Origin of the sequence: Actinokineospora auranticolor, from assembly GCF_041897805.1 — a bacterium.
In the GTDB taxonomy this organism is placed as follows: Bacteria; Actinomycetota; Actinomycetes; order Mycobacteriales; family Pseudonocardiaceae; genus Actinokineospora; species Actinokineospora auranticolor.
In genome coordinates this window covers 694,906-720,862 of record NZ_CP154825.1, presented here as the reverse complement: position 1 = coordinate 720,862, position 25,957 = coordinate 694,906, and the positions used below count along the sequence as shown (strand labels likewise).

The following is a 25,957-nucleotide window of genomic DNA, read 5'->3' as shown; positions in this document are numbered from 1 at the left end:
ATCTTCCTCCCCGACGGCAGTCGGCGCCCACGAACCCCCGGCCGGTCATCACAGTCCTATCAGGACCGAAGAGCGGTCACAGGGAAGTCATGTTGATCAGTTTCTCGGAGAGCTCCGTCGCCAACGCGGCGAGGTCACGACCGGCCTCCGCCATACCGACGGCGGGCCCCGGAGCGAGTCTGTCCGCCACCTCCTGGAGGAGCTGGCCGATCACCAACGCCCGCAACTCGGACACATGCACATCCCGGAGCGGCTCACCCCGCAGGCGCTCCCCGCGAGCGCGATCACCCGCCAGATCCGCACGGAGCTCAGCTGCCAACTCCACCAAACCGTACGGGGCCGACGACCCGTCGTCCCGGAAGTCGGTGAACGCCAGGCTGAACCGCGTCGGATCGGGTGAACCCGCCTGCGACTCCACCCGCGTAGCCGAACCCTGCTCGGCCAACAGCAACTGGTACAGGTCATCCAGCTCAGCCGTATACGGCACCGGGGGATCGTGCGGCGTTTGGTGGTGGACCAAGTCGGCCGCAGCCGCGCGCAGGGCTTCGTACCGCGCCGCCAAGTCGTCGCCGGTCATCGCTTCTCCTCGCGCACGGTCATGATGGACTTGATCAGATCACCAGCCGATTGCCCCGCGCTCTGCAACGTCCGCAGCGCGGCCACCACCGCACCGCGCAGTTCCGCCGCCCGCCGCCGGGCCGCCCGCGGATCGTCCACAACTGCCGCGAGTTCGGCCACCCACCGGTCGATCGGCGCCACCGCTTCCCCCTCGGCGCGCCGGATTACCGAATGCTCGGCCACCCGCGGGTCGATTCGGCCGCTCTTGACCAGGAAGTTGCCCACGCCGCAGGTGTCCGGTACCAGCACCGGCACGTCCGCCATGATCGCGTCCAGTGCGGTCATGCCGACGTTCTCCGCGTGCGCGGGCACGATGACCAGGTCCGCGGCGCGGACCAGCTCGCGCTGCGCCTGCTTGTCCGCGGAGTAGGCGCGCACTTCCACCGCTCGCCCGGCGACCTGCGACAACAACCGCCGGGCCGCCCGCACCGTTTCCGGCGGTGCGCCGTTCACGACCATGCGCACCGGTCGCTCAGGCCCGATACCGCGCACCATCAACGCGGACTCGTACGCACCGTGCTGCGTGAGGTCGCTGCGCCCGGAATAGACCACCACCGGCCGCGCGCCACTCATCGCTGCGCCCCAACGAACGTCGGCTCCAGCACCTCGTCGGCCAACTCCCCCACCACAACCGCCAACTCCCGACCACCGGGGTCACCCGTGGCAACCAGCCGCGCCGCCAACTCTCGCAGCAGCGTCCCCACCACCATGGCCTGCACCTCCGTCAACGTCGGGTCCCACACATTGGGCCACTCCCCGGGCGGCTCCTCAGTCGCGTCGTCAAGGGCCAGGCTGTCCCGAATGCTCTGCGCTTCGCCGGCAAACGGGCGCGGCGCGCCATCGGGCGTGCCGCCCTGGTAATCCCGCGAGCACAGCAGGTGCAGGGTGGGATCGACAAGCTCCCTGGTGGTGGTATCTGCGGCCTCGGACTCCGCCAGCGCCGCCGCCAAACGATCCAACTTCCGCCGGTGTACCACAGATACCTCGGCAGCCGCAGTCACTTCAAGCAGCGCAGCGGCAGCCCGCCGCAACCGCGCATAGCGGTCCGCGAGTTCGTCACCGGACATCACAGCCTCCCAAGAGCCTTGACCAACTTCTCCACGGTGCCGGGCCAGGTGGCATTCTGGTCTTTGAATTCCTGTTGCAACGCCAGGGCACGGTTCTGCGCATCGTCGTAATTGTCCGCCACGTTCCTCAGCGCCTCCAACCAGCGGTCCTCCGGCACCCGGTCCTCGAAGCCCTGGTCGACGATGCTCGGTCCGGCGTTGGCCGCCGAGAACTCGTCGCCGAGCCAGCGGCCGAAGCCACTGCTGGACGGGACCACGACGGGCACACCCGCCCCGGCGGCCTCCTGGGCGGTGAGCCCGAAGCCCTCGGCGCGCGAGGTCATGACCATCACATCGGCATCGTCCAAGTCGGTGTAGAGGTCAGAGCGGTCCGTCGTGAACGGGCGGACCTCGACGTCGGTTTTGGCGATGTTGGCGAGCTGCCTCTGCTGGTACACAACTTGCGCTGGGGGCACACCGCGTACGGTCAGCTGCACGGGCCGCCCCTCGAACTGCAACCTGGAGACCACTCTCGCCGCCTCCTTGGCACCCTTCTGGCCGACGTCGGCGCGGCCGAACAAGAGCACCTTCATCGGGCGTCCCTCGATAGAGCGTGGTCTGCGGTCCACGAACTCCATCCCGGGGATCAGCTCGTGCACGTCCTTCGTCGCCACCGGTCCTCCCGCCGCTCTGGCCTGCTCGACCATCTCCCGCACGTTCTCCGCGATGGCCGGTCCGACGCCGACCGCGAGGTCCGCGTTCGCCACCAGGGCGCGCTCGATGGCGTGGTTCTTGATGCCCGCGGCCAGGTCGCTCGGATCGTCGTCCGCCTTCACCCGACCGAGGGCTTCCGGCACCATGTGCACGAAGTGGATCAGCTTCGCGTCCGGGTACCTGGCGTCGCGGGTCGCCGCGGCGTCCGGGCCGGAGAAGCGCGTGTGCCCGATGACGAAATCGACGTGGTCGGGCATGTCGTGGGGATCGTCCGCGGTCCCGAGCAGTTTGCGCGAATCGGGTGCGTCGGGCAGGTCGCGTGGACCGAGGATCCGCAGGTTGGGCCGCTGGGCGTCCGCGTAGCGGGAGGCGTCCTCGCCGATGCGCACGATCACGTTGTGCCCGGCGTCGGCCAGCGCCTCGGCGAGCGCCCGGTTGAAGACCACTACGCCGCCCTTCTCCGGGCTGTACTCCGTGCACACCAACAGGAAGGTGTAGGTGGCGTCGTCGACGTCCTGCTCGTCCGCGGTGTCCCGGCGCTCGTCGGGCGTGAGCCCCTGGTCGGTCGGCCGGTCCGGCTCGGCCCCGTCCTGGTCCCTCCCGTGATCCGTGGTCGGGTTCTGGTCCGAGGGCCGGTCGTGGGCTGTGTCCTGGTCCTGGCTCCGGCCCGGGTCGTCGCTGGTGCGTTCGCCGGTGGTGTTCGGGTCGGTGCGGTCGCGCTGGTCTCGCGTCTGCTCCGGGCGCCCGGGGTGGTCCGGACGACGTGGTTCGGGCCCCGGGTCCGGCGCTGCCTGCTCGCGCCGCGCCGGCGTGTGGTCCCGGTGGGGACCGTCGCCATCCGGAGGCCGCGCGGTCGGTCCGGTCGACGGTTGCCCGTGCGGACCGGTGCCCGGTCGTGGCGAACCGGGGGTGGGCGGCGGCCCCTGGTGGGACGGTCCAGCGCCCGGCTGCGGGCGATGACCCGGCGGGGGCTGACCATGGCCCTGCGGCGGCGCGTCGCCCGCTCGGGGTGGGGCGCCGTGCGGCGAGCCCGGGGAGCGTTGCGACGGAGTGTCAGTCCCTTGGGGCGAAGCGCCGTGCGACTGAGGCGAGCCGCTGGGCGGCGAACCCGGGGAGCGTTGGCTCTGCGACGGAGCGTCACCAGTCCGGGACGCAGCGCCATGTGGCTGGGGCAAGGCCGGTGACCGTTGGCTCTGTGGCCCGCCGTGGCCTGGCTGGGGCGGTGTGCCTGCCGCCTGCCTCGGACGGTCGCCCGTATTCGACTCGTGCCCACCCCGCTGCGGCTGGCCCGGCTCCGGTGAACCTTGTGCGCGGTGTCCCTGGTGGGGCCGGGCGCGGTCCTGCTGCGGCGAACCTTGCCCCGGACCCTGTCGATCCGACCGCGGTGACGCGTTCGCCGGGCGCTGCTCCCCGTGCAGACCCGACTGCGGTGCGCCGTGCGCTTGCTGGGGTGGGGCCTGACCCGCTCTCGGCGAGCCCTGTCCCTGGGACGGGGTGCCGCGGTCTTGCCCGGGCGAGCCAGGTCCCTGCGCAGGCTGCCGACCAGGTGCCTGCTGAGGTGGTGCGTGGCCGGGCTGCCCCTGCCCGGACGTGGCAGGCGACCCACCCGGGCGCCCGGTGGGCGGCCCCGACGGCGTGCTCGGAGTCGAGCCCGGCCCGCCAGACGACGACGCCGGGCGGGACCCTGCCGGGCCCGGGCCGGACGACGTGGCGGGCGTCGGTGACGTGGGAGCAGGGGGCGAACTGGACGGGCGCGCAGGCGCACCTGAACTCGCGGCTGGAGCGCCCCGGTCACCGGGCGTGGTCGGGGACCCCGACGGACGCGCGGGCGTCCCCGAACGCGGAGCGTTCGTGCCGTCGGACACGCTTGGTGAGCGTGATGGGCGGGCCCCTGGGGTGTCGGAACGTGGGGGCGGGGTGTTTGACGTGCCTGCGGTGGTCGGGGCGCCGCGCGGTGTGGACGCGGGCGTCCCGGAGGTGCGGGGAGTGGCGGTGCTCGCGCTCCCGGAGGTGCGGGGCGCGGACTTGCCCAGGCCGTCGCCGGACTGGCGGAGGGTGGACGCGTTCGACTGGTCGGCGCCCCGGGCCGCCTGGGCGGTGTCCTTGACCTTCTGCCCGCTGGTCTCCGCCGAGGCGGCCGCGCGGGCCACGCCATCACGGGCGGTGCGGATGGCTTCGTCGGCCTTGACCATTGCGACCTGGCCGAACACGCCCGCGCTCTGCGACGACGCGCCGATGTTCAGGCGGCCGCCGACGCCGTCGCGGATCTGGTCCGCCCGGTTGGCGAAGCGGCTGCCCGCGGAGTCCAGGGCGTCGGGGTCCACGCCCGTGCCCGACGCGCCGCCGGGGCTACCGGGGCCGGCCGGGGTCGGCGTGCTCGAACCGCTCGAACCGCCGTGGTGGGGCGAGTCGCCGTGCCTGCGTTTCATGGGCCGGTCAGCCGACGTGGGCGGGCGTCAACGCGTGGTGGCGCACCCGGGACCCCGACGCACTCGCACGACTCTGTCACAACCCATCCCCCGCGGCGGTCAGCTCGGCCGGCGACGTTCCCCCGGACGGGCCGTCACCGGGCAAGACTGTCACATCGCGACCGACCGCACGCCGTGAACGCCGAACACCACCTCGGCGACGCCCCAGTGGAAGGCCGGTCACCACCGGACCGGCACGGCGCGGGCGCGATGTGCGGTAGGCCACCGGTAGGTGCAGCGGGTCGGTGGAGTCGCACGTGAACCGCGTTTCTCGGCGTCAGCCTGGGTCCGGCGTGCAGACGGTCAGGAAGGATTTGCCGTTTTCCCGTTGTACGTCTGCTGCGTTCATCCAGCCGCGTTGGCCGAAGAGGTAGGTGTTGGGTGGGTGTTGGGGTGATTCGACGAGGACTTGGGGGATGGTGAGTCGGGCGCCGTTGGCGGGTGGGCCGCTGACGGCGAAGTTGAGGGAGTCGGCTTTGGTCCAGTCGTAGGTTGTGGGGAGGGGGGTTTGGACTTCTAGGGGGGTCGTGGTGGGTTCTTTGGTGCCCAAGAGGTCCATGTGTTCCAAGAGGACTCCTGGGGGCGGGGCGGTCCAGGTTTGTTCTGTGCTTTTCGCGGTGCCGGTGTCGAAGATCAGGGTTATGCCGGTGACGCCTTGGCAGGGGGTGCCCGTCCACAGCTTCAGGACGCCGTCGTCCACGCGGAAGCCCGCGGCGGGGGGTAGGGATGGTGCGAACTGGGCTTTGGTTTCGCACGCCGCGAGGGTTGCCGCGACCAGGATGGTGGCGCAGGTGACGCGCGGCCAGTTAGCGGTATCCGCCATCGGAGAGTCCTGCGTCTTCCTCTGTCTCGTTGCCACCGGTGATCTGCTCCCACACGTAGGAGGCCAGGAAGCCGCTGTAGCCCTCGCGGGCCCATTGCTGGGAGTGGCGTTCCTCGTGGTGGAGCAGGCGGTCCATGTCCAGGCTGCCCTGGTACGGGCCGTCATCTCCCTCGTACCACGCGTGGCCGGACTTCGCCACGTCGCGGAGTTGTTGGGCGGGGTCCGACGGGTCGTCGATGTTCAGCATGAACGTGTCGCCCCAGGTCGTCCCGCCGCGTTGGCTGAACTGGTCCTGGATCAGGTTGCCGCCCAGGCCCATCATCATGCCGTTCGGGGTGGTGACCAACCGGCCGCCGTTGCCGTGCACGAAGCCGACGTCCTCGTTGTAGCTCCAGGCGTTTTCCTTTTGGCGTTCGGTGATTCGGCGCAGTTCGTCGGAGCCGTACGGGGTTGGGGTGAAGTCGCCGCCCGGGCCGTAGTCGGTGCCCGCGTTCATGATGTAGGTCATCCGGACCGCCTTGGCGGCGTCGTCGCCGCTGATGTCAGTCGGCATCAGGAAGTACGACTTGAAGGTGCCGTCGCCGTCCGAGTCTTCGCGGATCTCCTCCATACCGTCGAGGACCTTGAAGTCCTCCGGCGTGATGTGGTGGTCGACGATCATCTGCTTGATCGTGTCGACCGACACGCCCCGGCGCACGGCGTTCTCCAACCACTGCCGGTAGTAGCCGGACGCGGGTGGGCCGGTCAGCAGGCCCGCGTCGCGCAGCGACTGCTCCATCTCGGCGACCTTGGCATCGATCTCGCCGCCCTGCCTGGCACCGTCCAAAGTCGTCGCGCCGTGGTCGCTGATCTTGCGCTCCTGGGCGAGCTGCACGACCTTGGCGAGGGCGGCGTCGATGTTGTTGGCGGTGGTCAGGATTCCCTTGGTCTCCTGCGCCAACTGGTTCCTGATGGTCTCGCGGTGCCGCCGGGCCTCGGCGCCTTCCTCGGCCTCGAACCGCGACCTCGGCGGCGGGTCCGGGGGCTTGTTGTCCACGATCGCACCGTCGGGGGCGATGCCGAACTGGTAGGTGCCTGCGAGGGAATCGTTGTTGGCGACCCGCGTCTTCAGCGCGGAGACGTCGTCCGACGCGTTCTGCAGCGCGGTTTCGACGGCGGACAGCTCCGCGATCAGGATCTCGGCGTTGTTGCGCGTGGTGCCGAGCGAGTTGCGCGCGCTCTCGCCCGCCGGACCGTGCCAGTCGGGCAGTCGCCTGGCGTCGTCGAGCTCGTCCTGGAGCCCGATGAGCTTGTCCCGCCGCCCGCGCAGGTTGGTGGCCGTCGTGTCGAGCGCTTCCGCGTCCCACTTGCGGACGTCGTCGTAGCCGATGGTCATCCCCGGAAGGCCCTCTCCGCGGTGTTCTCGTTCTCGGCGTACGCCTTCGCCGACGAGTTGACCGAGTCGCCCCACTGGTCGATCTCGCCCGCCCACCCCTGGGCGCGCTCGTTGAACGTCGACGCCAGGGTGGGCGCGTTCTTCGCCGCCTCGCCACCCGGCAGCGCCGCCGCGACCGCACCCAGGCCGGTACCCGGCTCGACCGCTCTGGCCTGGTCCGCGGCGGACCAGGCGGCCTTGGCCGCGCTCCGCAGCTGGCCTATCTCGACCTCGTACCCGCTCACAGTCCGTGACCACCACCCTCGCGTCGGCCGTCAGGCGGACTGTACTTGAGCGCGGCAGCGGCCACACCCGATTCGCGCAAGAGCTGCCCGAGCGACCTGGCGGTGTCGTATGCGCAGGTCAGCGGCTCCGCGAGTCCGGTGTGGCCGGTGGGTGCGTCCCGGCTACCCCGCACGGGATAGCCGGGAGTGGACAGCCGTCAGGCGACCAGGCCGACGGTCGGCGCCGCCACCCGCCCGGTCCAGAACCGTTGCACGGCGGCGAGTTCCGCGGCGCTCGGCTGCGCGTTCTGGCACCGGCCACCGGCCATCACCTTCGCGCAGTTCCCGATGTCCGACGGGTGGTTCAGGCTCAGGACGTGCCCGAGCTCGTGCACGACGACGCGCAGCGGGGCGGCGCCGGAGCTGGTGATCTGGGCGCGGTAGAAGTAGATCTGGCCGCGGGTGCAGCCGACGCAGCTGGCGGTGCCGGGGGCGGAGCCGCTCTGGGCCGTGGTGATGCTGACCCCGCCGGTGCCCTTCACGAGCTTGACGCTGGTGACGCCGGCGTTCCAGATCTGCGCGGCCTGGTCGACCTCGTCGGCCAGCTCGGCGGCGCGGGTGGTGTCGTAGTAGATGGTGCGGACCAGCGACGTCGACGCGGTGGCGGGGGACGCCATCGCGAACGCGGCCAGGATGCCGAGCAGGGCGGCGAGGACTTTGGTGCGGGACATGGGCACAGCTCCTTTGTGCTGGGACATTCCCAACGTAAGTGCCGCTGTCTCGCGGATGGCACCCACCAGGACGCTATAACCCTTCCCAAGGCTTCCCACCCACGCGTGCGTGCGCGTGCTGCGACCCTTGTGGACATCGCGGGGCAGGCAAGGTGAAGCCGCGCAAGGGGGCCGCCGGTCCGGCGACCCCCGTCGGTTCAGGCGCGGCGGCGGATCAGGGGGACGAAGTTGAGCAGGAAGCCCGCCACGGCGACGGCGGTCACCAGGTTCAGGCCGGGGCGGAAGAAACTCAGGTCGGTTGGGGTGAACGGGCTGGCAATCAGTGCCGTGACGACCGCCAGGACCAGGGCGGAGCCGACCTGACCCGAGGTCTGGACCAGACCCGCGGCCAAGCCCTGTTCGGCGTCGTCGATGCCGTCGGTGGCCTGGGCCATGATCGCGCTGAAGCCGAAGCCGAAGCCGCCACCCAGCAGGAGCATGGTCGGGAGGATGGTGAGCGGGTAGTTGGGGGTGGTCCCGGCGGTGGCGAGGAACCAGAGGTAGCCCAGGCTGAGGGAGACCATCGAGGCCAGGATCAGGCGCGCGGTGCCGTAGCGGTCGATCAGCTTCCCGACCAGGGGCGAGCCGATGACGACGACGATGCCCGCGGGGAGCAGGGCCAGCGCCATGGCCAGTGGTGTCCAGCCGAGGACGTTCTGCAGGTAGATGGTCATGACGAACTGGAAGCTGATGTAGGAGCCCATCAGCGCGACGACGCTCAGGTTGGCGCGGACTACCGTGCCGATGCGCAGGATCCCCAGGCGGATCAGCGGGTGCGGGATGCGGTTTTCGATGACGAAGAACGCGGTCAGCAGGGCGGCGACGACCACGACCGACGCCAGGGTCAGCGGGTGCAGCCAGCCGCGTTCGGGTGCGGTGACCACCGTGTAGACGGCGAGGAGCATGCCGCCGGTCAGGGTGATGGCACCCCAGATGTCGTGGCCGCCTTCGGCCCGGGCGGTGTCCCGGGGGATGAGGCGGATGCCGACGATCAGGGCGGCGAGGGCCACCGGGACGGGGGTCAGGAAGGTCCAGCGCCACCCCGCGCTGGTGAGGAGGCCGCCGAGGATGAGGCCGGAGGAGTACCCGCTGGCCCCGAACACGGTGAAGATCGAGAGGGCGCGGTTGCGGGCCGGGCCCTCGGGGAACGTCGTGGTGAGGATGGACATCGCGGTCGGCGCGGTGAACGCGGCGGCGAGGCCCTTGATGAAGCGGGTCGCGACGAGCAGGACGCCGTTGTCGACGAGGCCGCCGACCAGCGAGGCAGCGGCGAAGGCACCGAGGGCGATGAGGAAGACGCGGCGGCGGCCGAGCAGGTCCGCGGTGCGGCCGCCGAGGAGCAGCAGACCGCCGTAGCCGAGCACGTACCCGTTGACCAGCCATTGCAGCGACGACTCGGCCATGCCCAGCTCCGCGCCGATCGACGGCAGCGCGACGCCGACCATGGAGACGTCCATCCCGTCGAGGAACAGCACCAGGCACAGCACGGCCAGGACACCCCAGAGCCTGCCGGACCAGACGGGGGCCCGCGTGGGTGCGGGCGCTAGATCGGTGAGAGTCACGTGCTCAAACTACATGCGACCACATCTAGTGCGGCAACATAATATTCCAGCAAATAAGATGCGTTGGGGTTAGATGTCCTCGCATGATAGGATGCGCGCCATGTCCACGGAGGCAGAGCTCATCGACGAGTGGCGATCGCTGGCGCAGCGCTACCACAAGCTCGCCTGCGCACTGGACCGCGCACTGGACGAGACCCACGGCGTGAGCATGAACGAGTTCGAAACCCTGGACCGGCTGCTGACGCAGTCGACCCAGCCGTGCGACACGCGCATGCAGGACCTGGCCGGTCAGATGTACCTGAGCCAGAGCGCCCTCTCGCGCACGGTGGCCCGGCTCGAGAAGGCCGGGTTTGTTGAGCGGACGCTGTGCGAGGCAGACCGTCGTGGTGTCTTCGTGCGGGTGACGGACGCGGGCCGCGAGCTGTACCGCGCCGCGAGCCAGACCCGTCTCGCCATCCTCGGGTCAGGCGTCCCCGAGAACGCCTGACCGGAGCCTGGCGCCACACCCCGACCAGGCACGCCACTCGGGCGGCCCCAATCCCGGCGCCAGGTTCGCGATGGCCCCGTCCACCCGGGGCAGGCCCCGCCTTGAGCCTATCTGCCGAGGCCAGATCGGTAAAAGCTGGTGAGTGCGGACGGTGGATGGATTGCCGACATGTGGGCAACCTGATCACATTCCGCCACAGGTGGGCACGCTCGTCTGGCTTGACGTCGGGGATTGGTTGTCTGTGTTCGGCTGCGAGGTTTCTACCGGGCGGCGGCGGGCGGTGCGGTTGACGGGGATCAGCGGCGGGCGGGGCGATAGGTGGCCAGGAGGAGGGCCAGGCCCGCCAGGAAGAGGACGACTCCGGCCCACAACGTGTGCTCCGCGTCTACGCCCGTGGACGCTAGGGATTGTGTTGCGCCGGGCGGAAGCGGGCCTCTGGGACGAGGTTCTGGGTTGGGGTGACGGCAGGGGGTGCGGCCGGGTTGGCAGCGGGCGGTGTCGTCGGCGGGGTCGCGCAGTGGGCGGCGAGGACGAGGGTTATGGGGTCCAGGTCGGCGCCTGCTTGGTAGAAGCCCGCGAACGCTTCTGAACTGGCGAGGGTCGCTGGGGTGTTTTGCCAGGTGAGGACGCCGTTGGTTGGGGTCGCGGACGGGCGGGTGATGGTGGCCAAGGCTAACCTAAATACACGGTTCGACGGTTGGCAAGGGCGACGCCCGACACACTGTCCACAGTGGTATCTCAGGCACGCCGAAGCAGGGGTCCCGCGTTCGGAACCCCCTACCCGGCGGGAAAAGTCAGCAGTAGACCCCGGACAGTTCGTCGAACACGGCGCGGTTGAGCCGGAAGGCGGTGTTGGCCTCCTCGACCAGGGCCGCGCGTTCGGCGTCGCTCCAGGGGGCGCCGTCGAGCAGGGACCGGTAGTGGTCGCGGAACGGCTTGGGCCTGGCGATCCGGTCGAAGACGTAGAAGCGCACGCCGTCCTCGCTGAGGCCGAAGACCTCCTGCATGCGGCGCCGGATGACCTGGCCGCCGGAGAGGTCGCCGAGGTAGCGCGTGTAGTGGTGCGCGACGAACGCGGCGCGGTCGGTGAAGCAGGCTTCCTCCAGGCGGTCCACATAGGACTGCGTGGCGGGCAGCGCGCTCAGGCCGTCGCGCCACCGCGGGCCGAGCAGGAACGCCAGGTCCCGCTCCAGCGCGCCCCGGCGCAGCAGCCCGTCGATGACGAACCCGCCGATGACGGGATCACCCCGCCACGACTCGCCCGCGTCCTCGAGGACGCCGTAGAAGAGGTAGCTCTGCGCGAGCAGCCCGGCGTAGGCCTCCCGCCCGAGGCCGCCGCCCAGCAGCGCCTCGACGAACACCGAGCGCTCGGCCCGCTCGTGCTCGTCCCGGGTCCCCATCCGCAGTCGAGCCGCGAACCCTTCGTCCACCGCAGTCATCGCCCACCGTTCCACTGAGGGTTGCCTACCTAAACCTAGGTCACCCATCGGAGTGAAACCAGCGCGAATTTCGCCACAGGGTCAGGCCCTCGTCGAGGATGGGTGCGGGGATGACGAGGGGTGGGATCAGGCGGATGACGTTGGCGTAGGTGCCGCAGGTCAGGACGATGACCCCCGCCCGGTGGCAGTCGGCGGCGACCCGGCGGGCGACCTCGGGAGCCGGGGCACCACCGGGGCCGACGAACTCCAGACCGACCATCGCGCCCCGACCGCGGACCTCCGCGAGGGCCGGGTGGCCGAGCAGCGGGGCGAGGCGGGACCGGATCGCGGCGCCGATCCGGTTCGCGGCGTCGGCCAGGTGGTCCGCGCGCATGGTGTCGACGGTGGCCAGGGCGGCGGCGCAGGCCAGGGGGTTGCCGCCGTACGTGCCGCCGAGGCCGCCGGGGTGGACGGCGTCCATGAGCTCGGCGCGACCGGTGACCCCCGCCAGCGGGAGCCCGCCCGCCGCGAGGGTCAGGTTCGTGCGGCCGTGGTAGGCGTGGTCGAACACCGCGACCGCGGAACGTCCGGTGGCGTGCCGGGCGATCTTGACGGCGTTCTCCACGGCCCCGGCGCCGGAGTTGAACAGCGCCGACCGCTTCTCGTGCGCGCCCGGCGTCAGCTCGTTGAGCCGCTCGCACACCGCGACGTAGCTCTCGTACGGGTTCACCATGAAGCAGGCGTGCGTGAACTCGGCGGCCTGCCGCTGGACGGCGGCGACGACGGCCGGCGCGGCGTTGCCGACCGAGGTCACGCCGATGCCGGAGCCGAGGTCGATCAGCCGGGTACCGTCCTGGTCGCGCAGGGCGCCGGGTTCGGTGTGGGTGGCGAAGTGGCCGGGCAGCAGGCTGGTGACACCGGCGGCGACCGCGGCGGCGCGGCGGTCCACAAGGGACGTCATGGCCGGCCTCTCTAGAGCGGGACGCCGGTGAGCACGAGGACGCGGTCGTCGGTGAGGTCGTGCATGGCGGAGCGCACGCCTTCCCGGCCGGTGCCGGAGTCCTTCACACCGCCGTAGGGCATCTGGTCGGCGCGGTACGACGGCACGTCGCCGACGATCACGGCGCCGACCTCCAGCCGTGCGTGGGCGCGGAAAGCGATGTCGAGGTCGCGGGTGAACAGGCCGGTTTGCAGGCCGAAGCGGGAGTCGTTGACGGCGGCGAACGCGTCGTCCAGGGAGTCGAACGGGTCGACCGTGACGACGGGTCCGAAGGCCTCCTCGCGGTAGACCGCCGCCGTGTGCGGGACGTCGGTGAGCACGGTCGGCGCGAAAGTGTTGCCGTCACGGCGATTACCGGTCCGCGCCACCGCACCCGCGTCGACGGCTCCCGCGACCCAGCGCTGCACCCGGTCCGCCGCGGCCGTGTCGATCAGCGGCCCGACGTCCTCCCCCACCGACAGCTTCTCGACCTCCGCCACCAGGATTCGGACGAACTCGTCGTAGTGCGCGCGGGGGACGAAGACTCGTTGCACGGCAATGCACGACTGCCCCGCCGAGTACATGGCGAAGGTGGCGATCCGGGTCGCGGCCTGGGCCAGGTCGGTGTGGTCGGGGCAGATCACCGCCGCCGCGTTGCCGCCGAGTTCCAGAACGACGTGCTTGCGCGGGACCGCGTCCCGGATCCGCCAACCGACCGGCGCGGACCCGGTGAAGCTGACCACCGGCAACCGCGGGTCGGCGACCAGCTCCGCAGCGACCTCGTTGGTGGTGGGCAGGATCGACCACGAGCCAGCGGGCAGGTCGGTCTCCGCCAGGATCTCGCCCAGCACCAAGGCGGACAACGGGGTCGCGGGCGCGGGCTTGAGCACGAACGGCGCGCCGACCGCGATGGCGGGCGCGACCTTGTGCGCCACCAGGTTGAGCGGGAAGTTGAACGGCGTGATGCCCAGCACCGGTCCACGCGGCACCCGCCGGACCAGCGCCACGCGACCGGCGCTGCCCGGATCCGTGTCCAGCCGTTGCAGGTCCCCCGCCCACCGGCGGGCTTCCTCCGCGGCCCAGCGGAACGTGGACGCGGCTCGCGCGACCTCGACGCGGGCCCACCGGATCGGCTTGCCGTTCTCGGCGGTGATCAGCCGCGCCAACTCCTCGCCGCGCTCGGCGATCCGCGTGCTGACGTGGGTCAGCGCCGCGGCGCGCGCGAACGCGGGCAGTTCGGCGGTTTCGGCCCGCGCGCCGACCGCGCCGGTGATCGCCGCTTCGACGTCCGACGGGGTGGCGAGGCTGGTGGTGGCCACGAGGCGGCCGTCGACGGGGTCGCGCACGTCCAGGAGCGTGGGACCGGTCGCCGGTGTGCCCGCGACCCAGTAGGGCACGGTCATGGGGTTCTCCGGTGTCAGTGCTTGTGCATGACGTGCTTGACGCGGGTGTAGTCCTCGAGCCCGTAGTGGGAGAGGTCCTTGCCGTAGCCGGACTGCTTGAAACCGCCGTGCGGCATCTCGGACACCAGGGTCAGGTGGGTGTTGATCCAGACGCAGCCGAAGTCCAGGCGCGCGGACAACCGCAGCGCCCGCCCGTGGTCGGCGGTCCAGACGCTCGCGGCCAGCCCCTGGTCGACCCCGCAGGCCAGGCGCAGCGCCTCGGCCTCGTCGGCGAAGGTCTGCACGGTCAGCAGCGGCGCGAAGTTCTCCTGCTGTACCAGGTCATCGTCCTGACGGACACCTGAGATCACCGTCGGCGCGAGGAAGTACCCCCGGTCGCCGACGACCTCTCCCCCGGTGAGCACGCGCGCGTGGTCGGGCAGGCTGTCGAGGATCGAGCGGACACGGGCGAACTGCTCGGCGTTGTTGAGCGGTCCGTAGTCGGCGGTCCTGTCGGATGGAGGTCCGGTGTGGACGTTCTTCGCCCGCTCGACGAGGAGTGCCGTGAACTCCTCGTGGATCGCCTCGTGCACGAGGATCCGGGACGCCGCCGTGCAGTCCTGTCCCGCGTTGAAGTAGCCCGCGGCCAGTACTCCGTCCACAGTGGCGTCGAGGTCCGCGTCGGGGAAGACGAGCACGGGCGCGTTGCCGCCGAGTTCGAGGTGCGCGCGGGCGACGCGGTCGGCGGCGGTGCGGGCGACCTCGATGCCAGCGCGGGTGGAGCCGGTGATCGAGACCATGGCCGCGGCCGGGTGCGCGACGACCGCGCGACCGGTGTCCCGATCACCGCACACCACGTTGAGCACCCCGGCGGGCAGGAACTCGGCGGCGAGTTCGCCGAGCAGCACCGCCGTCACCGGTGTCGTGTCTGCGGGCTTGAGCACGACGGTGTTGCCCGCGGCGAGCGCGGGGGCGATCTTCCACGCCGCCATGAGCAGCGGGTAGTTCCACGGCGCGACCTGGCCGACCACGCCGACGGGCTCACGCCGGACGTACGAGGTGTGGCCGGGCAGGTACTCCGTGGCGGCGAGGCCCGGCAGCAGCCGCGCGGCGCCCGCGTAGAAGCGCAACGCGTCGACAGAGGCCAAGACCTCCTCGGTGCGGGTGGTGGCGCGCGGCTTGCCGGTGTTGCGGCACTCCGCCTCGACGAACTCGTCCGCGCGGCTCTCCAGTGCGTCCGCTACCCGGAGCAGGGCTTCCTGGCGCTGCGCGGGTGTGGTGTCCCGCCAGGTGTCGAAGGCCGCGACAGCAGCACGGTATGCGGCATCCACATCCTCCGATGTGGACAGTGGTGCGGTGTCGAACACCTCGCCGGTGCACGGATCCACCAGGTCGGCGGTGGCGTCCGTGTCCCGCGAGACTCCGTTGACGAGGTTGCGCACGGTCACCGTTCCTCCTGGGGCAGCACACTCAACAGCTCGTAGACCACGTGCGCGGCGGCGATCCCGGTGATCTCGGCGTGGTCGTACGCGGGCGCGACCTCGACGACGTCCGCGCCGACCACGTTGAGCCCGGCCAGGCCGCGCAACACTTCCAGCAGCTCCCGGCTGGAGAGCCCGCCCGCCTCCGGTGTGCCGGTGCCCGGCGCGAAACCCGGGTCGAGCACGTCGATGTCGACCGAGACGTACACCGGTCGGTCCGCCAGTCGGGCGCGGACCCGGTTGATGATGTCGTCTATCGACGCGCGGGCGAAGTCGCGGGCGTGCACGGCGGTGAACCCGAGGCGTTCGCTCTCGTCGAGGTCCAGCCGCGAGTACAGCGGCCCGCGGATCCCCACGTGCACCGAGTGTTCCTCGTCGACCAGGCCCTCTTCGCTGGCCCGCCGGAACGGGGTGCCGTGCGTGTGGGCGGCGCCGAAGTAGGTGTCCCAGGTGTCGAGGTGCGCGTCGAAGTGCAGCACGGCGATCGGCCCGTGGCGGCGGTGCTGGACCCGCAGCAGCGGCAACGCGATCGTGTGGTCCCCGCCGATGGTGATGAGCCTGCGCCGGGTCCCCGCCAGGTCGGTGGCGGCGGCCTCGATGGTCGCGACCGCCTCGGCGATGTCGAACGGGTTGACGCCGACGTCACCCGCGTCGGCGACCTGGCGGACCGCGAACGGCTCGGCGTCCAGCGCCGGGTTGTAGGGGCGGAGCAGGCGGGAGCTCTGCCGCACGTGGCCGGGTCCGAAGCGGGCGCCGGGCCGGTAGCTGACGCCGGTGTCGAACGGGACGCCCCAGATCAGCGCGTCGGCGTCGGGGACGTCGGCCAGGCGCGGCAGGCGGGCGAAGGTGGCGTCCCCGGCGTACCGGGGGACGCGGGTGGCGTCGACGGGACCGATGGTCACGGGAGCACCGCCAGGATCTCGGCGGCGGCGCGCTTGCCGCTGTCGATGGCGCCGTCGATGAACCCGGGCCAGCGCCGGGCGGTGTGCGCGCCCGCGAAGTGGACCCGGCCCTCGGGGGTGGCGAGGTCCCGTTCGTAGCGGGAGATCTGGCCCGCGCGGAACGTGGTCCACGTACCCCGGGACCACTCGTCGTCGACCCACCGGTGCGTGGCGGCCCGGGTGACCTCGGCGTCGGGGGCGAACTCCCGCACGGCCCGCTGGACCGCGTCGAGGTCGTCGGCGTCGACGCGGTCGTGCTCCGGCGCGAAGCAGACCAGGACGACCCCTTCGGGCAGGGTGCGCATGGCGCCGACGTAGTCGAAGGCCGTGCCCCAGCCGAAACCGCTGAGGTCTTCGGGGACGTTCCGCGCGAGCGCCCAGACCTTCTGGCCCTGCCCGGCGTGGTTCTCGGCGGAGATGGCCAGCTTGGCCGGGGCGAGGCCGGGCTGGAAGTCGATGTGCCGCAGGACGCCGATGGGCACGGTGACCAGGAGCCGCGCGGCGGTGAACTCGTCGTTGACGACGACGTGGTCCTCGGCTTGCCGGACTCGCCGCACGGGGGTGTCCAGCCGGATGTCGACGTCCCGTGCGAGGGCGGCCGCGAGGGCGGCGGTGCCGTTGTCGAAGGTCTGCCCGAGGACGCTGGCCTGGACCATGCCCCAGACGGAGTTGTCCATGGCGGCCAGCCAGCGCAGGATGTCGAGCGCGGAGCCGGTGTCGGCGGCGGCGTTCCCGCAGCCGCAGAACCAGGAGATCAGCAGCTCCCGGGCGTTGCCCTTGAGGTTCGCGGCACCGGCCCAGTCGCGGATGGGGACGTCGAGGTCCGCGAGGTCCTGTTCGGACAGTGGGCGGTCGACGTCGAGGCGAGCCCCGGCGGCGATGAGCGCGCGAACGGCGTGTTCGAGGTCGCCGAGTTCGTCGGGCGGGACTGGCAGCAGGGTGTCGAGGACCGTGCCGTGGTCAGACCACGTCATCCGGGCGGGCAGTTCGCTGTCGGTGACGGGGATGCCGTAGCGGCGGACCTCGGCGCTGACGTGGGCCTGCTCCGGGACGATCCAGGTGCCGCCCATCTCCAGGCCGAAGCCGGGGAACAGGTCGGTCCGGTACCAGGTGCGGCCGCCGATCCGGTCCCGCGCCTCCAGCACGCGGACCGAGCGGCCCGCCGCCACCAGGTCGCGGGCGGCGGTCAGCCCGGAGAAACCCGCTCCGATGATCGCGACATCCACATCCGGAGTTCCCATCACGCACTCACCTTCCGCCGGTTGCCCGGCGCCGAGAACCGTGCCGGAACCGTACGATCGGCGCAACGGATGGGTCGATGGACGCCATGTCCAATTCCACAGGCGGGACTGGACAGGATGTCCAGCCCACAAACCCCTGGGTACGATACGGACGGTGACGCCCGAGGAGCGGGTGGGGAAACTGGGAACGGGATGTTGGGGACTCACTATTTCGACGAGGCGCCGAGCAGCGGCAGCGACCGCAAGTCGATCCCCCTCACGTTGCCCGACCTGTCCCTGGAACTGACCACCGACGTCGGCGTCTTCTCCCGGGACCACCTCGACACCGGGACCAGGGTCCTGCTGGAGCACGCGCCGCCGCCGCCCGTGCGCGGACCGATCCTCGACCTGGGCTGCGGCTACGGGCCGATCGCGCTGACCTGGGCCACCCGGCGCAAGCGCCTGGAGGTGTGGGCCACGGACGTGAACACCCGCGCACTGGAGCTGACCCGGCTCAACGCCGAGGCCGCGGGACGGGGCAACGTCCAGGTCGGCACCCCCGACGAGGTCCCGGCGGACGTCCGGTTCGCGGCGATCTACTCCAACCCGCCGATCCGGGTCGGCAAGTCCGTGCTGCACGACATGCTGCGGCACTGGCTGCCCCGTCTGCTGCCGGACGGCGCGGCGTTCCTCGTCGTGCAGCGCAACCTCGGCGCCGACTCGCTGGCGAAGTGGCTCATCGGCGAGGGGTTCCCGACCACGCGCCGCAATTCGACCAAGGGCTTCCGCATCCTGGAGGTCCGGCCGCGGCCCGAGGTCGCGGCGGAAAGCGGTGGGGCATGAAGCAACTGGGTGAGACCGATCTCAAGCGCCTGCACCGCACGTGGCGCCGCAAGGACCACTTCCGCCTCGCGCTGATGCTGGAGAACCTGCAGTCGCCGTTCAACGTCGGCGCGATCGCCCGGACCGCGGCCGCCATGGGCGCGGAGGCGCTGTACCTGGCGGGTTCGGCCGTCGACGTCCGCTCCGCCGCCGCGCAGAAGGCCGCCATGGGCAGCGACCGGTTCCTGCGCACCGAGCGCCTGGAGACCACGGCGGAGGCGGTGGCGCGGGCCCGCGCCGACGGTTTCCTGGTGGTGGCGCTGGAACTGGCCGACGCGGCCGTGCCGCTGCCCGAGGTCGACCTGGCCCGGGACGTGTGCCTGGTGCTGGGCCACGAGGACCGCGGCGTGTCGGCCGCCTGCCTGCTGGACTGCGACGTGGTCGCGTTCGTGCCGCAGCTGGGCAAGATCGGCTCGCTCAACGTCGCCTCGGCCGCCGCCGTCGGCTGCTACGAGGTGCGCCGCCAGGGTTTCGCGGCCGGGGACGCTCCATCCACTGCGGACTAGCCGCCTACGCCGTCGAGTGCGCGTAGGCCAAGGCGTCGCGGGCCTCGAGGGCGAGCCACAGTTCGTAGCGGGCCGGGGCGGTCGTCAGGTCGCGGCCGGTCAGGGCCTCGACGCGGTCTATCCGGTTGCGGACGGTGTGCCGGTGCACGCCGAGGGTTTGCGCCGTGGTGTCCCACGCCGCGTTGGCGTCCAGCCAGGCCCGGAGCGTCGGCAGCAGCTGGCCCTTCGGGTCGGCGGCGTCGATGGGGGCCAGGGCGGTGTCGGCGAAGGACGCGAGGAGTTCGGGCGGACCGAGGGACAGCAGCAGTCGACTCGTGCTGTGCTCCCCCGCCTCCGCCGGGCGGCCGAGGCGTTCGCTGCTGGGGAGCAGGGCGCGGGCCTGCCGGAGTGAGACCGCGACCGCGCCGGGGTGCACGGCGGCGCCGATGCCCGCCGCGCGGGCCGGGGCGAAGCGGTCGAGCAGGGCGGTGAGGTCGACTTCCGCCGCCGCCAGCGCCTCGACGGTGTCCGCCGCGCACCGGACCAGGCCGCCGGGGAGGACGAGGGCGAGGTCGGCGGCCAACTCGTCCGCCTCACGCGGGCGGGCCAGCACGGCGACACCCCGGATCCTCGGGGCGGTCAGGCCGAAGGCGGCGAGCACGGGACCCGCCTGGTCCTCCGGCAACCCGGCGGCCAGCCTGGTCATGGCCTCGGTGCCCGCCCGCCTGCGCGGCTCGTCGGCGAGGTGGCGGCGTTCGAGTTCGAGGGTCAGCAGGGAGACCAGGGCGGCGTCGAGGGTGCTCGGGCGGTCGGGTCGGGCCAGCAGGAGGTGGCCGCGCAAGCGCTTGGCGCCGATCGGCTGCACACCGACCGCGAGGCCGTCGACCTCGACCGCCGCGCTGCCCAGGAGCCCTCGGGCGGCGACCTCGTCGAGGACCGTCCGACCGGCGGCGAGCAGCGCGGGCGCGGTGGGGCCGACGGCGGCCAGTTCGCGGCCGAGGAGGTCGGTGACCACAGCCGCGCGGCCGGTCGCGGCCTGCCAGACCTTGAGGATCCCGGTCGGCCCGGCACCCGAGGTCGCCGCGACGGTGAGCTTCCGCTGTACCTCGATCGTGTGTTCCAGCGCCCGGCGGTCCTCGGCGGCGAGCGCGGCGAAGACGGCCTTGGTGACCGCGATGAACGGCACCTCGTCCGGCACGACCAGCAGCGGCAGCCCCGCTTCCTCCGCCGCGGCGACCAGCCCGCCGGGCGGCTCCCGGTGCGGCTGGCCGTGCCCGACCCCGAACGCCAGCGCCGCCGCACCGCCGTCCACGACGTCCTGGACGTAGTCGCGGCACGAATCCGGGTCGACCGGCAGGACGACGCCCGCGGTCATGAGCAGTTCGCCGCCGTGCAGCCACTCGCCGGGCCGCGCCAACTCCGAGACGTGCGCCGCCGTCACGACGCGCTCCCGACCCGCCGCGCCCGCGACCAGCGTCAGGCGGAGGTCGCGGTGGGCGAGCAGGGCATCCACGGTCAGCGGCATGGACACAGTGTCCACACAGCCCGGCGAAGTTCAACCCCGCGTCCATCGACCGTCGGGGCGACGGCCACCTACTGTCCCCTCCCACGTGACCCACGCCTCACCCGTTGGAGGTCCCGCGGTGATCGACCACCGACGTCATCCGTCCACTGTGGCTAGTTTGAGTGCCGCCACCCGAGCGGACGGAGCACCCCGATGACCGCGGCCGACCTGGTGATCCTCGGCGCGACCGTGCACACCATGGACCCGAACCGGCCGACCGCCGACGCCGTCGCCGTGCGCGGCGGGGTGATCGTGGCCGTCGGGGACGTGCGGGCGCACCTCGGTCCGCGCACCGAGGTCGTCGACACCCCGGGCCTGGTCGTCACCCCCGGGTTGGTCGACTCGCACCAGCACCCGATGCACGGCATCGCCGACACCCGGGCCACCAGCGCCGCCGGGCTCACCGGCCCGGACCAACTCGACGAGCTCCTGCGCCGCACCGCCGCCGCGCTGCCGCCGGACGCCTGGGTCGTCGTCAACGGCGTGGAGTACGGCGCGCTGCCCGCGCACGTCCTCCCCCGCGCGTTCCTCGACGACGCCGTCGGTGGTAGGCCCGCGTTCCTGTGGTTCGCCGACTCCCACAACGCGGTGCTGAGCACCCGGGCGCTGGGTCTCGCGGGCATCACCGGACCGGTGGATTTCGGCGACCGCTCGGAAATCCTGGTCGACGAGGACGGCGTGCCGACCGGCCTGCTGCACGAGATGACCGCCGTGCTGCACGGGTACGCGGCGGTTCCCCCGCCGTCCGCCGACGAGATCGCCAGGCTGGCCGGGGAGCTGTTCGCCGCGCAGGCGGCGTGCGGGATCACCGGGATCCACGTGCCGGACAGCTGGCCGGGCACCGAAGGCGTGCTGGACGCGTTGGAGGCGCGGGGCGGGCTGCCGCTGCGGATCCGGTTGGCGCCGTGGATGTTCCCGAACGGCGTCGAGGACACTTTGGACTCCGTGCGCGAGCGCCGCTCCGGTGGCCGCTGGCGGACCGGGGCGGTGAAGTTCTTCCTCGACGGCACCGTCGACGGCGGCTCGGCCTGGCTGGGGCACCCGGACTGCGCGGGCGACGGGACCCGTCCGATGTGGATCGATGTGCGGCGGTACGAGGCCGCGGTGCGGCGGGTGGTCGACCTCGGGCTGCCGTGCCTCACGCACGCGATCGGCGACCGCGCGGTCTCCACCGTGCTGGACACCTACCAGGCCGTGGGGCGCCCGAAGTCCGGTCGGCACCGGGTCGAGCACATCGAACTGCTGGCCGACGAGGACGTCTCCCGGTTCGCCGAACTGGACGTCGTGGCCTCGATGCAGCCGACGCACATGGACTGGACCCTGCCCGACCACACCGACAACTGGTCGCGGCGGCTCGGTTCCCCGCGCTGCGCGCACGGCTGGCGGTGCGCGGACATCGTGCGAGCGGGCGGCCGGATCGCGCTCGGCTCGGACTGGCCGGTCGCGCACTACGACCCGCGCGTCGTCATGGCGGGCGCGCGACTGCGGCGGCCCGCGGCTGAGCACGACCGCGCGCCGGTCGGCTTGGACCAGGCGTTGTCCGCGCGGCAGAGCCTGGCCGGATACACGACCTGGGCCGCTTACGGCGTCGGCGAGGAACAGGTGGCCGGGCGGGTCCAAGAGGGCTTCCGCGCCGACCTGACCGTCTTCGGCGGCGATCCCCTCGCCTGCCCCGGCGGAGAACTGGCCGACCTCCCGGTGGCGATGACCATTGTGGACGGTCAGGTCGCGCACCGCTCCGCTCGCTAGTTCGCAGGCGGGCACTTCCCGCCCCACCCACGTCCACTCGTCGGGGAGTGCGGCACTCCGGAGGTTTGGCATGACATCGACTCCCGCGTCCCCGCCCGCCGACGCGCCCCGGGCACCGGCCGGGTCCGGCCGGGCGGGGCGCGTCGAGGCCCACGGCATCGACGTGATCGGCGACGACGAGCGGCACGGCCGCGCGCGCGACCTCGTCGGCGTGTGGGCCGCGCCGAACGTGAACTACCTGGCCCTGGTGGTGGGCGGGGCGCTGGTGGTGATGGGCCTGCAGCTGTGGCAGGCGCTGCTGGTGATCGTGGTCGGCAACCTGTGCTGGGTGCTGGTCGGTGTGCTCGCGATGAGCGGGCCCGCGGCGGGCGCGCCCAGCGAGGTGATCACGCGGGCGGTCTACGGGACCCGGGCGAACCGGGTCGTCATCGGGGTGAACGGGTGGTTCATCTCGGTCTGCTACGCGGCGCTTAACTGGTCCGCCGCCTCGGTGACGACCTTCAGCCTGTTCGCCCGCTACGGCATCGAGTTGAACACCGCCGGGAAGGCGGTCGTCATCGTCGGCATCGCGGCGGCGACCCTGGTGATCAGCGTCTACGGGCACGCGATGATCGTGCGGCTGTACCCGCGCCTGACCCTGGTGCTGACCGTGGTGTTCGCCGTGCTGGCCGTGTTCGTCTTCGGTCACACCGACTGGTCGTACCACCCGCCGGTGGCGCCAGCCGGGACCGAGCTGTGGGCGGCGCTCGCGGGCGGTCTGGCCCTGGTCGCCTCCACTGCCCTGTCCTACAACAACAGTGCCGACTTCGCCCGTTACCTCCCCCGGTCCGCCAAGGGCTCGTCGGTCGCCGGGTGGACCGCCCTGGGCGCGTACCTCCCGAGCACGCTGTTCACCGCGCTCGGCGCGCTGGCGGCGACCACTTTGGACATGAGCGACCCGCAGACCGCGCTGGCCCAGGTGCTCCCCGGCTGGTTCACCCCCGTCTTCCTGATCGCGGTGGTCCTGGGCGCCATCGCGAACAACGCGATGACCATCTACAGCGCGGGCCTGGCGATCCAGGCGATCGGGCTGCGGATCCGCCGCTCGCGCAGCGTGCTGCTGGACGGCACCATCGGGGTGCTGATGACGATGTACGCGCTGCTGGTCTCGAACTTCCTCGAGGCCGTGAGCACCATGTTGCAGCTCATGGTGGCGGTGCTGTCCCCCATGATGGCGATCTACGCCAGCGACGTGCTGCTGCGCCGCAACCGCTACGACGGCCACGCCCTGAGCGACGAATCGCACGGCGGCCCGTTCTGGTACACCGGCGGCGTCAACTGGGCGGGCGTCGGCGCGCTCGTCACGGGAATCGCGTGCGCCTTCTCGTGCGTCGCCATTCCCGGCCTGCACACCGGTTTCCTGGCGGCGGCGATCGGCGGGATCGACCTGTCGCTGCCGGTAGGGCTGATCGTCTCCGCCGCCGTCTACACCGCCGCGATGCGGCCCCGGATCAGGGCACTCGGGTAGCGGGCCTGCGGACCAGCTGCCGTCGGCACCGACGACCAGATCCGCGCCGCCGTGCTGTCCAACCCGCCTGCGCCCCGCAGGCGACCCCCGTCGACGAGGTCGTCGAGACCCTGACGTGCCCGCTGCTCGACGGGCTCCGGGGGCCGCGGTCGTAATGTCTGGTTGCGGCCGCTTTTGCCGTATAACTCGACCGTCGAAGAAAGTGCTATTACCGGCTTGAGCTGGGGCGATATGCCTAGTGTGAATGGCAAGGACTGCCCGACCGCGGAATTGCCGACCTAAAGTTAGCGCACGGCGGAGTGCTTGTCCCGGCCTCCACCGACTTTCCCTGCGAGCGCGAGGAAATGGCATGGTGCGCAGATTTTCGGTAATGGCTTGTGCCGCGGGCCTGGTGGCCGCGGTGATCGCGGGTGCGTCCGGGGCGGCGGACGCCGCGCCCGGCACTCCCGCCGGCGAGGTTCCCGGGCTGACCGGCGAGGCGGCGACGGTGGCCGCCGGACCGTCGGCGGATCGCTTCCGCCAGGTCCGGCGGGCCCAGGCGGACCGGTCCGCCGCAGCCGCCACGGCCCAGGCGGCGGCGCAGAAGCACATGTTCTGGGGTCCGGAACCGCAGCTCGGTTCCAACGCCGACGGTTTCGTGGCGACGCAGAGCGTTATTCCTTCGCTGCGGCTCTCCAATTCCGCCGATGTGGTCTACGCGCCGACGATGAAGCCGACCGGGCATTCCTGCATCGAGGTGGTCACCGCCTACGGGCTCGGGCAGGGCGCCCAGGTGTGGGCGTGGGACTGGTGCGGGAAGGTCGGACCGGCGAAGGTCACGCAGATCAACAGCGCGTTCCTGACCAACTACACCACCACCGTCAACGGGCGGCCCGCGTACACGGTGCAGGAGATCCGCACCAACGCCGCCAACAACACGTGGACCGCACAACTGTTCAACGTCAAGACGAACGCGTGGGACAACCTGTTCACGCAGAGCGGGACCGACCAGAGCAAGCTCAACGAGGGCTGGGACATCTTCGAGATCTACGCGACCCACAACAACTCCACGGGCCGCGCCTACTACTGCACCGACGCCAAGGGGCAGGTCTTCGAGTCCAGCTCGATCAAGCTGCGGATCGGCGGGCAGTGGTCGGCCGCCACGGCCGCCAACTCGCCGATGCGGCCCGCCGCGACACCGCGACCGGCCGACTTCGACTGCCCGACGCTGACGTCCCAGGTGCCCGCGGCCAACAGCAACTGGCGCGTGACGATCTAGCGCAGCTCGGCCAGCTCGCGCCACTGGTCCAAGGGCAACGTCCTCGGGTCAGCCGGTAGGGCTTGGAGGCAGACCTGGTCGGCGCCCGCCCGGAGGTGGGCGTCGACCCGGTCCGCCACCGCCGACCCGGACGTCGCGACGATGGCGTCGACCAGGCGCGCGCTGCCGCCGTCGGCGAGATCCGCGTCGGTGAAACCCAGGCGCCGCAGGGAATCGTGGTACGGGGCCGTGGCGAGGTAGGTGCCGACGTGCGTCCGCGCGCGCTCGGCCGCGTCCGGAACCCCCACGACCACGGCCTGTTCGACGACCAGCCGCCGGTCCGGCCCCAGGATCTCCCGCGCTTGAGCCGTGTGCTCCGGCGTGACGAAGTACGTGATCGCGCCGTCCGCCCGGTCCCGCGCCAACGCCAGCGCCTTGGGCCCCAACGCCGCGAGCACGCGCGGCGCCCGCGGCCGCGTCTCGGGCAGGCCGACCAGCGGCAGGATCGGGTCCGGCTCGTCAAGGCCGTCGAGGTGCTCGCGCAGGGCCGTCAGCGGCCGGGAGTACCGCAGCCCCAGCGCCCCCTCGACGACCCGCGCGTGCGAACTCCCCAGCCCCAGGACGAACCGGTCCGGGTGGCTCTCGGTCAGCGACCGCACCTGGTTGCGGACCAGCCGCGGGTGCCGCCCCCAGATCACCGCGATCCCCGTGCCCACAACCAGCGACTCGGTGGCCCGCAGCAGGTTCGCCGACTCCAGGAACGGGTCGCGCAACAAACCCTCGCTGAGCCACAGCGCGGAGAACCCCAGCCCTTCCAACTCCGCCGCCGCAGCGGCCGATTCCGACACGGGCCGCAGATCAATCCCCGCGACCCATACACCCACCCGACCCAGCGACGGCAGCATGCGGCAACTCCCCAGTGTTGACGGCCTCGGCTCCACCGAGGCGGCGCGATCTCGCGATACGATCCGGAGTGATACTCCGGA

General features: G+C 71.8%; 25 protein-coding genes. 7 read left to right on the top strand and 18 right to left on the bottom strand.

The genetic code is table 11. The features are described 5' to 3' along the window. Nucleotides 1–76: 76 nt before the first annotated feature. The 4 genes from V5P93_RS03560 to V5P93_RS03545 are packed head-to-tail and all read right to left on the bottom strand — an operon-like array spanning nt 77 to nt 2,860. Entirely contained in the window at nt 77–577 is a 501-nt protein-coding gene (locus tag V5P93_RS03560) for a hypothetical protein (RefSeq protein WP_104477339.1), read from the bottom strand. After that, complete coding sequence (locus V5P93_RS03555; RefSeq protein ID WP_104477341.1) at nt 574–1,191, bottom strand: glycosyltransferase; 618 nt, start codon at nt 1,189–1,191, stop codon at nt 574–576. The genes V5P93_RS03560 and V5P93_RS03555 overlap by 4 nt, the downstream gene beginning before the upstream one ends. Next, nucleotides 1,188–1,685 (bottom strand): hypothetical protein, encoded by a 498-nt coding sequence (locus V5P93_RS03550; RefSeq protein WP_146107934.1) that lies wholly within the window; start codon nt 1,683–1,685, stop codon nt 1,188–1,190. Before V5P93_RS03550 ends, V5P93_RS03555 begins: the two co-directional genes overlap by 4 nt. Continuing rightward, complete coding sequence (locus V5P93_RS03545; RefSeq protein WP_181043331.1) at nt 1,685–2,860, bottom strand: glycosyltransferase family 4 protein; 1,176 nt, start codon at nt 2,858–2,860, stop codon at nt 1,685–1,687. Before V5P93_RS03545 ends, V5P93_RS03550 begins: the two co-directional genes overlap by 1 nt. Nucleotides 2,861–4,304: 1,444 nt before the next feature. Between V5P93_RS03545 and V5P93_RS03540 the strand changes: the two genes are divergently transcribed. Continuing rightward, nucleotides 4,305–4,985 (top strand): hypothetical protein, encoded by a 681-nt coding sequence (locus tag V5P93_RS03540; protein WP_374065299.1) that lies wholly within the window; start codon nt 4,305–4,307, stop codon nt 4,983–4,985. 138 nt (nt 4,986–5,123) lie between these two features. Here the strand turns inward: V5P93_RS03540 and V5P93_RS03535 are convergent, their stop codons facing one another. The 5 genes from V5P93_RS03535 to V5P93_RS03515 form a co-directional block, all read right to left on the bottom strand. Then, entirely contained in the window at nt 5,124–5,669 is a 546-nt protein-coding gene (locus V5P93_RS03535) for a hypothetical protein (protein WP_104477346.1), read from the bottom strand. After that, nucleotides 5,653–7,044: a WXG100 family type VII secretion target gene (locus V5P93_RS03530; protein WP_104477348.1), complete on the bottom strand. Its 1,392-nt coding sequence runs from the start codon at nt 7,042–7,044 to the stop codon at nt 5,653–5,655. Before V5P93_RS03530 ends, V5P93_RS03535 begins: the two co-directional genes overlap by 17 nt. After that, nucleotides 7,041–7,328 carry a hypothetical protein gene (locus V5P93_RS03525; RefSeq protein WP_104477350.1) on the bottom strand — a complete coding sequence of 96 codons (288 nt, stop codon included), beginning with the start codon at nt 7,326–7,328 and terminating at the stop codon, nt 7,041–7,043. The genes V5P93_RS03530 and V5P93_RS03525 overlap by 4 nt, the downstream gene beginning before the upstream one ends. Nucleotides 7,329–7,525: 197 nt before the next feature. Continuing rightward, nucleotides 7,526–8,038 carry a snapalysin family zinc-dependent metalloprotease gene (locus tag V5P93_RS03520; protein WP_181043332.1) on the bottom strand — a complete coding sequence of 171 codons (513 nt, stop codon included), beginning with the start codon at nt 8,036–8,038 and terminating at the stop codon, nt 7,526–7,528. 197 nt (nt 8,039–8,235) lie between these two features. Then, nucleotides 8,236–9,639, bottom strand: a complete 1,404-nt coding sequence (locus V5P93_RS03515; protein ID WP_104477354.1) for an MFS transporter — start codon at nt 9,637–9,639, stop codon at nt 8,236–8,238. 100 nt (nt 9,640–9,739) lie between these two features. Between V5P93_RS03515 and V5P93_RS03510 the strand changes: the two genes are divergently transcribed. Further along, complete coding sequence (locus tag V5P93_RS03510; RefSeq protein WP_104477811.1) at nt 9,740–10,126, top strand: MarR family winged helix-turn-helix transcriptional regulator; 387 nt, start codon at nt 9,740–9,742, stop codon at nt 10,124–10,126. A gap of 400 nt (nt 10,127–10,526) precedes the next feature. Here the strand turns inward: V5P93_RS03510 and V5P93_RS03505 are convergent, their stop codons facing one another. The 7 genes from V5P93_RS03505 to V5P93_RS03475 all read right to left on the bottom strand — a co-directional run bounded on the left by V5P93_RS03505 (nt 10,527) and on the right by V5P93_RS03475 (nt 17,568). Then, nucleotides 10,527–10,796 (bottom strand): HtaA domain-containing protein, encoded by a 270-nt coding sequence (locus tag V5P93_RS03505; protein ID WP_219823915.1) that lies wholly within the window; start codon nt 10,794–10,796, stop codon nt 10,527–10,529. Between the two features lie 124 nt (nt 10,797–10,920). Continuing rightward, complete coding sequence (locus V5P93_RS03500; protein WP_104477356.1) at nt 10,921–11,565, bottom strand: heme oxygenase (biliverdin-producing); 645 nt, start codon at nt 11,563–11,565, stop codon at nt 10,921–10,923. Nucleotides 11,566–11,605: 40 nt separating this feature from the next. Next, on the bottom strand, nt 11,606–12,505 hold the full coding sequence (locus V5P93_RS03495; RefSeq protein ID WP_104477358.1) for an aminotransferase class III-fold pyridoxal phosphate-dependent enzyme: 900 nt from the start codon (nt 12,503–12,505) through the stop codon (nt 11,606–11,608). An 11-nt stretch (nt 12,506–12,516) separates the two neighbouring features. Beyond that, nucleotides 12,517–13,926 carry an aldehyde dehydrogenase family protein gene (locus V5P93_RS03490; protein ID WP_104477360.1) on the bottom strand — a complete coding sequence of 470 codons (1,410 nt, stop codon included), beginning with the start codon at nt 13,924–13,926 and terminating at the stop codon, nt 12,517–12,519. A gap of 14 nt (nt 13,927–13,940) precedes the next feature. Beyond that, nucleotides 13,941–15,353 carry an aminobutyraldehyde dehydrogenase gene (locus tag V5P93_RS03485; RefSeq protein ID WP_104477362.1) on the bottom strand — a complete coding sequence of 471 codons (1,413 nt, stop codon included), beginning with the start codon at nt 15,351–15,353 and terminating at the stop codon, nt 13,941–13,943. After that, nucleotides 15,350–16,288, bottom strand: a complete 939-nt coding sequence (speB, locus tag V5P93_RS03480; protein WP_104477364.1) for an agmatinase — start codon at nt 16,286–16,288, stop codon at nt 15,350–15,352. Before speB ends, V5P93_RS03485 begins: the two co-directional genes overlap by 4 nt. Next, nucleotides 16,285–17,568, bottom strand: a complete 1,284-nt coding sequence (locus tag V5P93_RS03475; protein ID WP_104477366.1) for an NAD(P)/FAD-dependent oxidoreductase — start codon at nt 17,566–17,568, stop codon at nt 16,285–16,287. The genes speB and V5P93_RS03475 overlap by 4 nt, the downstream gene beginning before the upstream one ends. Nucleotides 17,569–17,760: 192 nt before the next feature. On the opposite strand from V5P93_RS03475, the gene V5P93_RS03470 reads away from it, so the two are divergent. Both V5P93_RS03470 and V5P93_RS03465 read left to right on the top strand, forming a co-directional pair. Next, nucleotides 17,761–18,390 carry a class I SAM-dependent methyltransferase gene (locus tag V5P93_RS03470; protein ID WP_104477368.1) on the top strand — a complete coding sequence of 210 codons (630 nt, stop codon included), beginning with the start codon at nt 17,761–17,763 and terminating at the stop codon, nt 18,388–18,390. After that, on the top strand, nt 18,387–18,935 hold the full coding sequence (locus V5P93_RS03465; RefSeq protein ID WP_104477370.1) for a TrmH family RNA methyltransferase: 549 nt from the start codon (nt 18,387–18,389) through the stop codon (nt 18,933–18,935). Before V5P93_RS03470 ends, V5P93_RS03465 begins: the two co-directional genes overlap by 4 nt. 4 nt (nt 18,936–18,939) lie before the next feature. On the opposite strand, the gene V5P93_RS03460 is transcribed toward V5P93_RS03465, so the two are convergent. Then, a complete protein-coding gene (locus tag V5P93_RS03460) occupies nt 18,940–20,439 on the bottom strand; it encodes a PucR family transcriptional regulator (RefSeq protein ID WP_104477372.1) in 1,500 nt (499 codons plus the stop codon). 192 nt (nt 20,440–20,631) lie between these two features. On the opposite strand from V5P93_RS03460, the gene V5P93_RS03455 reads away from it, so the two are divergent. From V5P93_RS03455 to V5P93_RS03445, 3 genes are all read left to right on the top strand, one after another. Continuing rightward, the gene (locus tag V5P93_RS03455) at nt 20,632–22,227 is read left to right on the top strand and encodes an amidohydrolase (protein ID WP_104477374.1); all 1,596 of its coding nucleotides are present in this window, start codon (nt 20,632–20,634) and stop codon (nt 22,225–22,227) included. Between the two features lie 70 nt (nt 22,228–22,297). Next, on the top strand, nt 22,298–23,734 hold the full coding sequence (locus V5P93_RS03450) for a cytosine permease (protein WP_104477376.1): 1,437 nt from the start codon (nt 22,298–22,300) through the stop codon (nt 23,732–23,734). 370 nt (nt 23,735–24,104) lie between these two features. Continuing rightward, the gene (locus V5P93_RS03445; protein WP_245931077.1) at nt 24,105–24,992 is read left to right on the top strand and encodes a carbohydrate-binding protein; all 888 of its coding nucleotides are present in this window, start codon (nt 24,105–24,107) and stop codon (nt 24,990–24,992) included. Here V5P93_RS03445 and V5P93_RS03440 read toward each other — a convergent pair. Continuing rightward, on the bottom strand, nt 24,989–25,876 hold the full coding sequence (locus V5P93_RS03440) for a TIGR03620 family F420-dependent LLM class oxidoreductase (RefSeq protein ID WP_104477380.1): 888 nt from the start codon (nt 25,874–25,876) through the stop codon (nt 24,989–24,991). The genes V5P93_RS03445 and V5P93_RS03440 overlap by 4 nt on opposite strands. Nucleotides 25,877–25,957: the final 81 nt, after the last annotated feature.